We start from the raw sequence: 13,384 nt of genomic DNA, 5'->3' as shown, positions 1-13,384 counted from the left end.
CTTTTTCTCATACTAGAGAAAAGGGGGCTTAACGTCTAACTTCGTTTAACGACCGCCTATTTCGATAGGCAAAGTGTTTGATTTACCAACAATGGTTTCCTTAGAATCTTTCACATTCACTTGAATGTCCCAGATTCCAGACTTGAGTAAATGGCCTTCGACCTTGGCAGTCATTGTATGTTCATCTTGCCATGTGCTTGGAACGGCTTTGCCATTTAAAGTGACATAGCCAAGGGGGGGGATATTGCTTCCTCTCACCGTTAATGTCACACTTGTACGTCCAGATAGATCCTGTGTATCAGATTCGACTTTATCAAGCTGGATCGGTCCAAAACCGAGCATATACTTGGAATTTATAATGGGAACTTTGTAATCCTTGTAAGCATGCCGATCGCCGAAAATGATATCATATTGCAAGGTCTCGTAATCCTTAAGGTCCTGTTCATTAATATTCATTGACTCATAATGATCCTTCGGTGGTATGACTGGGATCTTTTTCGAGAGTTGACTTAAATAATCGGTATAATAGCTGCCTTGCTGTTTGGATAATTCAATAAGATAAGGGCCTAAGAAAGAAGGGCTAATATTTAAGTTATCTTTGCGCTCATGGTCAAAATTGTTCCAAACGACGAGCGGAACGCTGTACATCTTTTTCAGGAAATCAGGATCGTCTTTGCCGCTAATATACTTCGTGTCAATGTATGTGGCATAATCATCACCCAGGGCTGGTAAGTGGTCTCCCCAGAAAGCGATAATCGTTGGTTCACCCTTTTTGTCGTAGTAGTCAACTAATTCCTTCAACATTTTATCTGAGGCATTAATGCCTTGGGCAAGCGTTTCAAGCATACCTTGAGAAGAAGGAGACATATTGCCAGTGACATCGATTGTATTTTTTGGGAACTTACCTGGGAAAAAGTGAAAATGGTTTTCCATCGTGTTGGCAAATACGAAATCGGGTCCATCGCTTTGGTCGGTGGCATGAATAATATTAGCAGCAACTTCGCTGTCAGCGATATAAGGACCTGAATAGTTAGGTTTAAAATATTCGATTGGAATATACTTGGAGAAGCCAAAGTACTTATATATTTTATTACTGTTGAAATACCAATTGTAGAATGGACTTATCGCTGTTGATGTATAGCCTTGTCTAGCATAAATACTTGCCAAAGAATCTACTTCGTTCGTAATGAATTGATTGTAGGCGATAGACCCTTGCGGTAGGAAACGCATAGAATTACCGGTTAATACCTCGAACTCGACGTTAGCTGTACCCCCGCCATACTGCGGTGAAAGCATCGTGCCGCTTGTCCCCGTCTGCTGCAGCTTATGGAAGAAAGGGATGGGGTCACGACTGAATTCCACACCTTTGATGACGGTTGGATCCCAGAATGCCTCACTTAACACGACAATAACGTTTGGTTTTACAGGGTTGTTTGGATCCCCGGCTTTAATCGGCTTAGGTGTATTACTGACAATAGCTTGAACAGCTTTATCATCGTAACCTTCACGTTTTTCGGTTAACATCGACTTGGTATTCAGAAACGTTGCTAATGCGTAGCCGTTCGTTGTGGTATTCTCAACTTGGTTCCATACGGATGCCTTGATACCGCTCCATTTCTGAATCGGAAGGGGCAGATCCGTGTAAACCGCAGACAACATAGCAATCGCGATCACAGCTAGGATTCCACGTTCTTTTAGTGAAACCTTTTTCGAGATTAAGGTCGTGCGGTATAACAAAAAATAACTGGCAGCGAGGAATAAAAGAAGTATTATCAAGATTTGGAAGCTAAGAATATTGGAGATATATTTCACCATATCCGACGCTTCACCGGCCAAGACGATATCCCAAGGTGTCAAAGGGACACCTAGTATTTTTAACTTAACGCCACTTATGAGAGCCAAGGCTAGAAGAATACCTGAAATGACCCAGTAGGCAATTCTAGTTCGCCCAATCATGGCGATGAACAACAATAACAAGCTGAAGACAATCCATTCATTAAATAGCAGTTCAAGCAAATGCTTGTAACTCCAAGTAATCATTTCTATATAATGCCCGCGGCTTAAAATTTCCATGATCATTACAGGAATTAAGGCAAGTACTAATAGTGGCAATCGTTGCCGGGTCAAAAGTAATACGCGAGTAATGTGCTGGCTCATATGTTTCTCCTATGACTTTCAAATTAAGAAATTGTAAATGTTAACAGCCATCATTATACCACGCCAGACGGCAATATTCGATGGTATAATATCTAACATTTTTTATAATAAAGTATCAAAGGAATGGCTTAATTTGCAGGAAAAAGATGGTTTTGTCGAGAAATGTAAGTAAAGAAGATAAAGAAATGGAGGGGATTGTATGGCGGAGGAACAGCTTCAATATTTGAAAAAAGCGACAATGCAAATGCAGCATCGAAGAATGACCAAGAAAGCTGTACTTCGGCGCAGCGTGTTTTTATTTTTAGGCGCTGTGCTTATGTCAATTGGATTGGAGATTTTCTTAGTCCCTAACCGAATTATTGACGGAGGCATCACAGGGATATCCATCATTTTATCGTATCTAAGCAATATTCAAGTCGGGATATTTTTGACCTTATTAAATCTTCCATTCCTGTTTATCGGCTATAAATTAATAGGTAAAACATTTGCTTTATCAACGCTTTTCGCAATTCTGGTCATGTCCACAGGAACGTATCTGCTGCACCCAGTGAAAGAGCTTACCAATGATCCATTGCTTGCGGCTGTCTTCGGCGGCATCATTCTCGGTATTGGGGTAGGAATGGTTATCCGTTTCGGGGGTTCACTGGATGGGACAGAAATTGTTGCGATTCTCGTATCCAAAAAGATTCCATTCTCCGTAGGCGAGATTGTCATGTTTTTCAACCTATTCATTTTAGGCAGTGCAGGCTTTGTATACAGTTGGGATCGTGCGATGTATTCGCTAATCGCTTATTTTATTGCTTATAAAATGATTGATGTGACCATTGAAGGGTTTGATGAGTCGAAGTCTGTGTGGATTATCAGCGATAGCTTCAGATCAATAGGTGAAGCTATTCTGGACCGCTTAGGGCGCGGTGTTACTTATCTGGAAGGAGAAGGCGGTTTCACGGGAGATAACAAGAAGGTCATCTTTTGTGTCATTACAAGGCTGGAGGAAGCGAAGTTGAAATCCATCGTGGATGAGCTCGATCCTGCAGCGTTTCTCGCAGTTGGCAATATCCACGATGTCAAAGGCGGACGGTTCAAGAAGCGGGACATCCATTAGTCCTCTTTGCCGTCGCCGCCCGTTGTGTGTCCTCGTTCAAACAAACCCAAGTCTCTGATTTTCTGCGCGGCATCTTTGCTGCTCGGACTACCTAGTTTCTTCAAGATATGCCCCACATGAATTTTGACGGTTCGCAAGGAAATGAAAAAGCGGTTTGCAATTTCCGTTTGCGTATGTCCTTGATCAATCATCTCCAATACCTGAAGCTCAGTAGGTGTGATTAGATCGCTGACTTCTTTTACTTTAAACTGGTGTTCTAACCGTTTAAGCCTTCGAAATTCTTCTCGCATTTGTTCAGCAACTGCCGCGTTAATCGAAGATTGACGTGCATGTACAGCTCGAATAATGGCAGGAAGCTCTTCGAATCGGGATTTGATCTGGTAGTCAATAGCACCGGCTTGAAAGGAACGGAAGATGAAATCTTTCTCTTCCATCGAGGTAAGCATAATGACTTTGGCGCCCCAAGATAAAAGAGCTTGTTCAGCGAGTCCAATACCAGCGGGCTCATCTTGCAGCATGATATCCATAAGAACGACATCGGCTTTTGGTTCCGCATTAGCAAATAGTTCCCTTGCTTCTTCTGCGGTTGATACGGTGTCCTCGACGCTCAAATCGGGCTGACGATTCAAATAAGCTTTAAGGCCGCGAAGCCAGTCAAGGTCATCCTCAACAATCAATATTCGTATTGGTTCCAAGCAGGAATCCCCCTTTATCTTAGTAATCGGTTGCCGGGGAATGTTAGAAACACACTCGTGCCTTTCCCTGGCGCACTGCTCAATTCCAAAGCCCCTCCATGTTTCTTCATAACACTGTAGCAGTAAGCGAGTCCAAGTCCAAAGTTGCTATGACTGCCGCTTTTGGTCGTATAGAAAGGTTCCAATACTTGCTTCAGCACGGATTTCTCCATGCCTATTCCAGTATCTCTTACTTCCAAAATAATGTTCTTCTTTGCATGAAATGCTTTCATCGTTAGCTCGCCGCCTTTGGGCATCGCTTCCACTGCGTTCATAAGTATATTTGTTAACGTTTCTGCTATTTGAATTGGATCTAATTGAAGAATTAAGTTCTCAGGGATGTTCTGGTTCACCTGAATTTTACTTAGGTAAGGTCCAAGAGGAAGAAGAACGTTACGAATAAGCTCACCTAAATCGACTGGAGATTCCCGGAGAGGGAGTTCTTGAGTTTGTTCGTGTACTCGGCTAATCATGTCACGAATATGCGTGGAAGCCCCCATGACGACATCGATGTCTTGCATAAGTTCCGGTTGATTCGTTTCCTCCGCATGCTGCTTCATTTTCTCGAGGAACAAGCGCATTTTCCCGACATCGTTCTTAATCGAATGGTTCAAAATCGCTGTTCCCGATGTAATGGCACGGAGCGTCGAGTCCAGCTTGCGACGCTCGATGAGCAGACGCATGCCGAGAAAACCGTATTTGAAAAAGGTAAACACAAAAAAAGGCACAACAAAAGCAAGAATCCATACGTGATATACCCACATACGGTAAAAACCGAAGCTTGGCATAACGTAATTAAGTATGCCTACACAAAGGATAGGCGGAAGGAGGGCTAAGCAGGTAAACAAATGCGTTCGCTTCATAGCCGGAAGCCGTTCTGTTTTGATTACAATTAGGAAAGTGCCAATGAGAATGTAAGGAACAGCCCAGGAGGCTACGATGGGAAAAGCAATAGGCAATTCCTCCGTGTAACGAGGTGTGAAAAGCAGGCAGGCAATGGGAGGAATGAGTAGACCTATTGGCAGCCACGTTTGAAGGGCTGGTTTCTGCCAGGATCCGTTATATCTCAAAGAAAGCATGGCAAATGAGTATGGCAATCCATAGTAAGATATCAGTGAACTAATGCCCATAATGCGATAAAGTAGAGTACTGATGGATGGGTTGGGTATTGTTTGTTGGATATAGGGGATAAAAATTTCAGATAAAACGGCAGCAAGTGCGCCAAAGCCACCTGTAAAAGCAATAGCGCTCATCCAGCGCATCGTACTGGATCGTGGATCTACCATGACAAGTCCCAACGCGATAATCCAGAGTGCAAATAGAACGAAAAGCATGTTTCCTCCGTAAAATGAGTCTAATGTTTCTTCTATTGTGGCATGGAGCCAACATTTGCACAAGAGTATCCTTTCCTTCCGAGGTTGGCAGGATATGGGCAATTATTCTCGAATAAGTCGTTTAGAAGGGAGTGGTACCTTATCGAGGTAAACAAGTCAAAGTTTTTATCCATACTAACAATTGTGGGTAAAGTACTATTAACACTCGTTTTCATTGTTGTTATTACCGTGTTATTATCGATCGTAGCCGCTGTTGTATCTATTCTGAGACATCCTGCAGCTCAGGAGCTAAGTATGGCAGGAGTTGCTGGAGATCCATATTTTATAAAGGCAGCTTTATGGGCGCAAATCATTGGTTTTATTAGCGGCGTAATTCTTTCATATGCCATTTTCGAAAGACGTAAAGGCTGGACACTTGGACTTCATACTCACCTGCTTGGCAGAAAATTAGGAGAAGGCTTCGGTGCAGGCGCTTTACTTATTACGATCAGTAGTGTAGGGATCTGGCTGTTGGGTGGGATTAAGATAGTCTCGTTTCAATGGACTGGAACGCTCGGACTCGAGCTGACGTGGGGTTTTTTACTCTTCGTAGGAGTTGCTGTAAATGAAGAGTTATTTGCGCGCGGCTATTTACAAGGACTGGTGAAGGCTAGGTTCGGCGCCATATCAGGTATGACGGTTTCGACGATTGTTTTTGCCTTTTTGCATACATTTAATCCTGGTATGTGGAGTTCGCCGCTTCCAATTTTGAATTTACTTCTAGCAGGCTTATTATTCGCCTTATGTAGAGAGTGCTCGGGCGGTCTATGGATGCCGATCGGCATGCACTTGTCTTGGAATTTTTTTCAGGGCTGTATCCTCGGATTCGATGTATCTGGTACACCGATGTCGTCTCTCATTAAGACCGAGATACAGGGAGCTTCATTTATTTCAGGAGCGGACTTTGGGGCAGAGGGCAGTTTGGTCACCACTATAATCCTCATACTTGGCATTGTTATGATTTCTACATACTATCAAAAACGTGCAAAGCAAATGTGAATGAATTAAGTCATGCATAAGTAGAAAGAACGTTTGCTAATCTCAAGAAGCGAGAAATGATCATGTAAACCACTGATGTAAACCACTAAGGAGGATTCATTATGAGCCAGTATGAGATTATCAACAGCGAGTGGGACGGGGAGTCGACCCTGCGCCTAGTCGACCATCATGCACAGGCCGAGGCCGAAATCATTCCGGCCGTCGGATTGCATCTGTTCCGCTTCGATGTGCGGAACCATGCCTACATCGCGAAGCCAGCCAGCTTGGCTGAGCTTCGCGTCAAGTCTTCGCGCTACGGCGTGCCCATTCTGTTCCCGCCGGGGCGCGTCAAGCTTGCGGCCTTCTCCTTCGGAGGCCGCGAGTACAGGCTCCCCGCGAATCGGGAGCCGGACCACGCCCACGGCGAGCTGCGCGAGCGGCCGTGGAAGGTCATTGCCAGCGGCGCGGATGCCGCTGGCGGGGCCTTTGTCTCCGCGGAGTTCGACTTCGCGGAGCATCCGGACATGCTGGCGTATTATCCACACGCCGCATGCTTTCGCTTCACGTACCGTCTGAAGGACGGTACGCTGTCGCTCAGCGGTGAAATCGCCAACCGAAGCGGCCAAACGATGCCGCTATCTCTTGGCTTTCACCCGTACTTCGCGTTCGCGAAGGGCGAAGCGGGCCGCGTGCGGGTGGTGATTCCCGCGGCGGCAGAGTGGCCGCTCAGCGCGGATGGCTACGCGGCGGCGGAGCCCGCGTCTTCGCCGCTCACAGCGGCGCTGCAGGAAGGCACGCTCGTCACGGAGCTGCCGAATTACCCGGGCGGCTCGCAGATGCTCAGCATCGAGCCGGGCCCGCAAACCTGCGAGCTTCAATATGAAGCTCGGCGGACTAAGCTCGTGTACGACATTGGAGACAAATTTCCCATTCATGTGCTGTTCACAGCGCCGTGGACGGAAGCTGTGTCACTTGAACCTTATACGAGCATCATGAACGTATTCAACGAGCCCTTTTCTCCAGAAATTTCAGGTGCCCAGGGCTTAGCAGCGGGAGAAGCCTTCAAATTTAACTGGTCCATTCATATTGAACCTTTACAATAGCACACAAAAAAAGAGTCAAGCTAGAAAGTCACAATTTGCTTTCTAGCTTGACTCTTTTTCTTGTTTATTCCAGGATGCCTCACCAAGGCTCATAACCAAACCCAACAGTTGAATAACCAGAGTAACTATGCTTATGCAGCTCTTGAATAAGTCCCTCAATCTCCTTAGATTTAACAAGCGCACCCCCTCGTGAGGTGTTATAAGCATTCAGTTCGACGGTGCCATCTAATAAATGAAAATGAGTTCCATCTTGAAGGGCAATGGGAGGCCCTGTCGTTCCGTAGTAGGCATGATAATGGCCATATCGGATGCCGGAAATACCTGAGTATTGATGTACGTGATTGTCATAAGCCGTACCGTTTGCACTAAACGTATATAGTCGCAATAAGTGATGATGGTTTAATTCTTCCGTTGTTATAGTTTTAAAAAAATGAACATGAGCAGGCGGGATACGCGGGTGCATGAAAAACCCCCTCGGCTACAGGATATGTTTCATCCTATTCGAGGGGGGCAAGACTCATGACTAGGGGAGAGGATAAAGGTTGGATTGGCCAATCTTCATCTTTTTGTCATCATAAATACGCACTTCGACTTGATGCGGTTTTCCAGCCTCTAAAGGTGGGTTCTCTGCCAGATCGACATAAAGCGTATCTTCACCATCGAAATTGGATTTAAACGCTACGCCATCAATATAAACATTACAGGAGGAATAAAAGGGCTTACCAACAACTTGAAGCTTTTTATCACTTTGAATCACCTTTGTTATAACGGGATCGCCGTACCCCAAAGTGTAACCTGGTTGAACAATCGAGTCTTTAAAGCCTTTTGCTTCGTATCCATACCGACCTCCGAATAAATTATCGTATTGTAGCTTCATATAGTCGGAGAGATCACTTTCTTTGATTTGATACTTGTCCCACATCTCATTTGGCGGTATGACAGGAATTTTTTGCGACAACGCGTAGAGATAGTCTGTGTAGTAACTGCCCTGCACACCAGCCATTTGAAGAACTTTAGGGCCTAGAAAGGATGGGCTGATTTTTAGATCCTTTTTCTCTTGATCCGCGGGAAGGAAATTGTTCCAAATTAAAAAAGGCGTGTAATGTGTCTTTGTATACAGATCCGGATCATCAGGAAGTACATATTTGGCATCGCGGTAAACCTTATAATTTTCCTCGAAAAAAGGTAAATGATCCCCGAAAAAGAGAATGATCGTTGGCTCGGATTTATTTGAGTAATAATCAATTAGGGACTGCAGCGCTTTGTCAGTACCCGAGATACCTTGGGCGTATGTCTCTAAAATACCCTTGGATTCAGGAGTGATATCTCCTTTAACTTCAATCGTGTTTTTGATGAATTTCCCGGGTTTAAAGGGATGATGATTCTCCATCGTGTTCGCGAAAATGAAATCTGGCCCCTTGCTTTTCTCCGTTTCTTCAATAATCTTCTTTACAACCGCTCGGTCCGCATAGTTCGGACCTTCAAAATCATTGGGGAAAAACTCACTCGCAATGAAACGTGAAAACCCAAAATGCTTATACACCTTTCTGCTGTCGAAGAAATAGCTGAAGAACGGGTTAATGGAGGTAGCCGTATATCCCTGCCTCGTCGTAATACTGGCTAGAGAGTCAACGCCATGGTTCATGTACTCGATATATGGCAGTATTTTATCCGGTGATTTCCCAAAGAATCGCATAGAATTACTTGATAAGACTTCAAATTCAACATTCGCAGTGCTGCCTCCGAATTGTGGTGACAACATCCAACCGCTGGTGAATGTTTTTTGTAGCTGGTGCAAATTTGGTATTGGATCTCGACTAAATGTGATGTTTTTCATGATCGTTGGATCCCAGAATGCTTCTCCAAGCATCACGATGATGTTTGGCTTTTTGTCATTTGCCGCTTTTTGCTCAGGAATCTGTTCAAGAATGGACGTAACGGCTGTTTTGCTATAACCATCTGGTTTTGCAACCTTCAGAAAACCTAACATTTGAACAGACGAATACAAGTATCCATTCTCATCGTAGGTGATCGTTTGATCCCAAGGCACCGTATAAATGCCATATAGATTCATGAAAGGAATCGGCTTGTCCGTATAAAGACTAGTCGCCATAATGATGGCAATAACAGCATAAATACTACGTTCAATCCAAGTGAATTGGATACGTCGATGCAGCAAAGTCAAATGAAATAATAAAGCAATTATTGCGAGGAAAATGGCGACTGTACCTATTATCCTAACATTGAGATACCCTTGCAAAAATGCTTTGTACTCAACAATTTGATTATTAAATACAAGGTCCCATGGATAATATGGCGCTCCAATAGCTTTTAATTTACTGCCGCTTATGGCTCCTAAAGGAAGTAAAATTGCACAAAGCATCCAAAAGGATAACCGGCTTCGACCTGTTAAAGCAATAAGGAACAAATACATAGTACCAACAACAAAGTAGGCAAGAACCATTGAAAGCGGGTGTGACATGACCCATTTATGAAGTTCTTCATAGGTGCCTCTTTCTAAGTATTCAACCATGCCCATAAGAAGAAAAGGGATTACAACAATCAAAATGCGAGAAGGTACATGCTTAAGTGTTTGTATTAAATTAGTCATTCTTATAACTCCTGTTCTATATGAGCAGTTCCATTCGTCCATTATCTTATATTATCGAAAAAGATGAAAGATAGCCCTTGACAGTCCTAACTATAACATTTATTATTACAGTTAATTGTTATGAAAAATATTACAGTTAGTTGATTGTAATTGTTTTTTCCAGTCAATATAAGAAACTCTTATGATAAGATGGCTGGAGATATAGAAAATGGAGGTGGAAACCATGCAGCATGTTGCAACAGCAACAGACATGACACAAGAAAAGGTATTAGACGCCAAGAAGGCTGTGCCATGGATTATTTTTCTGATTTTTTTCGCGGTGTTGAACGAAACCGTTTTTAACGTTTCCACGCCAGCGATCGCCAAGCAATACGCGATTACCCCGACAGGTGTGAGTTGGGTACTCACCACATTTATTATCTTCTTTGGGATCGGCTCGGTTATTTATGGCCGCTTATCCGATATTTTCAGCTTGAAAAAGCTAATTGTTGCAGGAATCGTCATCTATAGTGCTGGTTCCGCACTGGGCTTTCTTCTTCAAGCTTGGTATCCGGCTGTCATTTTTGCCCGCGCAGTTCAAGGTGCAGGCGCATCAGCTATTCCGGCATTAATTATGGTCGTGGTTGCTCGGTACTTTTCTCCTTCGGATCGGGGGAAAATTTTCGGAATTTTAACATCTACGGTATCATTTGCTATCGCTGTAGGCCCCGTTGTAGGCGGATTTGTCTCATCAACCTTGCATTGGACCTATCTATTTATCATTCCATTATTTACACTGATCTCAATTCCTTTCTTCAGACAAATATTACCTGAGGAGAAGCGGAAAGAAGGAAGTGTTGACATCCTTGGTGCGGTCCTCGTTGCCTTTTCCGTAGCGGGTATCACGGTATATCTATCATTCCCTCATTGGTACTATTTGGCCTCGAGTATCGTCTTATTCATTTGGTTCGTTGCTCATATTCGCCGAGCGAAAGAACCATTTATCGAGCCTGCATTGTTTCGTAACAAGCTGCTTCGTGGCGGTTTGATCGTTGGTTTTCTCATCTTTTGTACAGTGATGGGGATAATGTTTGTCATACCTTTGATGCTGGCGACAGTAAATGACTTGAGCACGAGTATGATCGGTCTTATTCTGTTCCCTGGTGCTATTTGCGCAGTTGTGTTCGGTACAATAGGGGGTAATTTGGCAGACAAGAAAGGAAATAACTTCGTTGTGTACATTGGCATGGGGCTTCTGTTTGTAAGTCTCGCGGCCATAGCCCTCACGGTAGGTCATTCTCCATGGCTCATTTCAGCAGCGCTGCTTCCCACCTACGTTGGTTTTTCCTTTATTCAGACTGCTTTAGCTAACCGTGTTTCCTTGACCTTAGAAGTGCATGAAACGGGTGTAGGGATGGGATTGTTCAACCTCATTTCGTTTATTTCAGGCGCAGTAGGAACGGCACTTGTTGCCAAGCTGCTAGATGGCGGCATGATGGAGTTTTACAAGAATCCAATTTTAAATACGATTAAAGCTGTGCCGTATAGTAATCTACTCCTAATTTTTGCTGTTGTTGTGATTATTAGTGCATTATTTTACAAGCAAATATTTGGGAAAAAGCTGCACAAAGCTTAATCCATCCATGTTTAAAAAAAACCGACTACTTCTCAACAATGAGAGAGTCGGTTTTTTGTTTGTTTTAAGCCTCTTCTTCCGTTTGCTCCTCACTGATTTGCTGCAGGGCTTGCAGGAAGGTAGCCGAAGGTTGAGCGCCAGTAAGCGCATATTTACGATTGATTACGAAAAAAGGTACTCCTGATACTCCAGCTTGTCTAGCAAAATCAAGATCATCCTCGACTTGCTCTAACCCTTCCTTTGTACTTAAACGAGTGGAGGTTTGTTCCCGATTCAAGCCGAGTTTCTCAGCAAAGTCAAGCAAAATATCCACATTCCCAATATCTTTTCCATCTTCAAAGTAAGCTTTAAACAAATCGTCAACAAGATCTTTTTTACGATCTTCCGGTGCGATAGCAATCAGCTGATGCGCCTTTAATGTATTCGGCATTTTCTCAACTTTAGAGAAATCGAAATGTAATCCCGAAGCTTGACCAGCCTGAGTAACCTGCTGCAGCATACCGTTCAACTTGGCTTCATCCGCCCGAACCTTTTGGAGCATTGATGCCCGGAAAGGTGATCCCTCAGTAGGTGTTGAAGGGTCGAGCTGGTAAGCACGATAGTGAATTTCAACAGGCTCCGATGTAAAATTAGCTAACGCATCCATCAAATTCTTTTTGCCGATACGGCACCATGGACAAACAATATCTTGAAATATTTCAATAATCATAGACTGGACTCCTTTGATAAAAAAATAGTAACTATATTTTTATTATAGCACATTCATTCAATTGCCTGAAACGCTCGGATGTTAGCACGAAATGTTTGCGATGCTCGAGACTAACTGGCTGTTTCTCGGAAACCTACCTGCTTATCAGCTTCCTTGACGGTCTGATACTGCTGTTTCAATATCATCAATTTGGATTTGCAAAAAAGCATCAAAATGTAAGAAGGAATAAGGAGACAGTCTTCAATTACACTCATGTGGTCATCATTTTCAATCGGCAGAATCACTTTGCCATTGAATTGTCTCGGGATCGATTGTTGCATTCAACTTAGTTTAGACGCTTCCAGTTGATGTAGAAATAGTCAGTCTCAGGCTAATCATCAACAAAACTTATATTCTGTGGTATCTACAATGAATGCTGGAATAACTAATAGCTATTACCCGTAAAACCCCTATCAGATAGCTGGATATATGATCTAATATCTTTAATTTGCTGATAAAAAATCAAATATTAAGTATCCATCCATAATCTTTCGAACTAAACAAGATCAACCGACTCATTTAACTCAACAGTTCTTCCAAAATGGAAATACTGTGATTAGTAAACATCCCAAAGAAACATAATACTTGAGTTAGCAGATTCCAGAACAGCAGATTGTCAGATTTTTGCCAATTAGCCGGTATTAAAAAGAATTTAAATGCCATTTTTGTATATGTCTCAGAATTTGATTTTTATTTGAATATTTCGGTGCGGCAGAGCCGCTGGGTTAATGAGTGAGAGCCACGTTGTTAATGAAATAGAGCCGCCCTCTCAGAGGTGAGAGCCACCGCGAATAGATGGCTCTCGTTAGCAATGCTGGACTTAAATCAACTGTGCTTTTCGCTTTCTCATCGAATCTTCGCCGTCGATGAGCATGTGATAGGAATTATGAACGATACGGTCTAAGATGGCGTCCGCCATGGTGTGTTCTCCAATTTTATCGTGCCATCCTTCGGGAGCAA

Annotated in this window: 11 protein-coding genes; 4 read left to right on the top strand and 7 right to left on the bottom strand. The window is 43.4% G+C overall.

Annotated features, from left to right (window positions below; genetic code table 11):
- Positions 1-45 precede the first annotated feature (45 nt).
- Positions 46-2,157, bottom strand: a complete 2,112-nt coding sequence (locus G519_RS0131465) for an LTA synthase family protein (RefSeq protein WP_051253854.1) — start codon at positions 2,155-2,157, stop codon at positions 46-48.
- 238 nt (positions 2,158-2,395) lie between these two features.
- On the opposite strand from G519_RS0131465, the gene G519_RS0131460 reads away from it, so the two are divergent.
- A complete protein-coding gene (locus G519_RS0131460; protein WP_051253856.1) occupies positions 2,396-3,262 on the top strand; it encodes a YitT family protein in 867 nt (288 codons plus the stop codon).
- On the opposite strand, the gene G519_RS45445 is transcribed toward G519_RS0131460, so the two are convergent.
- Both G519_RS45445 and G519_RS0131450 read right to left on the bottom strand, forming a co-directional pair.
- Entirely contained in the window at positions 3,259-3,957 is a 699-nt protein-coding gene (locus G519_RS45445; protein ID WP_051253853.1) for a response regulator transcription factor, read from the bottom strand. The genes G519_RS0131460 and G519_RS45445 overlap by 4 nt on opposite strands.
- A 14-nt stretch (positions 3,958-3,971) precedes the next feature.
- A complete protein-coding gene (locus G519_RS0131450; RefSeq protein ID WP_029198035.1) occupies positions 3,972-5,330 on the bottom strand; it encodes a sensor histidine kinase in 1,359 nt (452 codons plus the stop codon).
- A gap of 42 nt (positions 5,331-5,372) precedes the next feature.
- Here G519_RS0131450 and G519_RS45440 point away from each other — a divergent pair, with 42 nt between their 5' ends.
- Both G519_RS45440 and G519_RS0131440 read left to right on the top strand, forming a co-directional pair.
- A complete protein-coding gene (locus G519_RS45440; protein WP_036634479.1) occupies positions 5,373-6,368 on the top strand; it encodes a CPBP family intramembrane glutamic endopeptidase in 996 nt (331 codons plus the stop codon).
- A gap of 101 nt (positions 6,369-6,469) precedes the next feature.
- Positions 6,470-7,450, top strand: coding sequence for an aldose 1-epimerase (locus tag G519_RS0131440; RefSeq protein ID WP_029198034.1), 981 nt, complete (start codon positions 6,470-6,472; stop codon positions 7,448-7,450).
- Between the two features lie 79 nt (positions 7,451-7,529).
- Here the strand turns inward: G519_RS0131440 and G519_RS0131435 are convergent, their stop codons facing one another.
- Together G519_RS0131435 and G519_RS0131430 are read right to left on the bottom strand one after the other, a co-directional pair.
- Positions 7,530-7,913, bottom strand: a complete 384-nt coding sequence (locus tag G519_RS0131435) for a YmaF family protein (protein ID WP_029198033.1) — start codon at positions 7,911-7,913, stop codon at positions 7,530-7,532.
- Positions 7,914-7,973: 60 nt separating this feature from the next.
- On the bottom strand, positions 7,974-10,061 hold the full coding sequence (locus G519_RS0131430) for an LTA synthase family protein (protein WP_036634477.1): 2,088 nt from the start codon (positions 10,059-10,061) through the stop codon (positions 7,974-7,976).
- A gap of 223 nt (positions 10,062-10,284) precedes the next feature.
- Here G519_RS0131430 and G519_RS0131425 point away from each other — a divergent pair, with 223 nt between their 5' ends.
- Positions 10,285-11,676 (top strand): MFS transporter, encoded by a 1,392-nt coding sequence (locus G519_RS0131425; RefSeq protein ID WP_084160431.1) that lies wholly within the window; start codon positions 10,285-10,287, stop codon positions 11,674-11,676.
- 64 nt (positions 11,677-11,740) lie between these two features.
- Here G519_RS0131425 and G519_RS0131420 read toward each other — a convergent pair whose 3' ends face one another.
- Together G519_RS0131420 and G519_RS45435 are read right to left on the bottom strand one after the other, a co-directional pair.
- On the bottom strand, positions 11,741-12,385 hold the full coding sequence (locus tag G519_RS0131420; protein WP_036634475.1) for a DsbA family oxidoreductase: 645 nt from the start codon (positions 12,383-12,385) through the stop codon (positions 11,741-11,743).
- An 859-nt stretch (positions 12,386-13,244) separates the two neighbouring features.
- Positions 13,245-13,384, bottom strand: a 140-nt coding sequence (locus tag G519_RS45435; RefSeq protein ID WP_036634472.1) for an ATP-binding protein, incomplete at its 5' end; no start/stop codon positions are given.

The sequence above is a fragment of the Paenibacillus alginolyticus DSM 5050 = NBRC 15375 genome (assembly GCF_000422905.1).
Taxonomy (GTDB): Bacteria; Bacillota; Bacilli; order Paenibacillales; family NBRC-103111; genus Paenibacillus_E; species Paenibacillus_E alginolyticus.
Note: the sequence above shows the minus strand (reverse complement) of the source record. Positions and strands in the feature narration are given on the sequence as shown.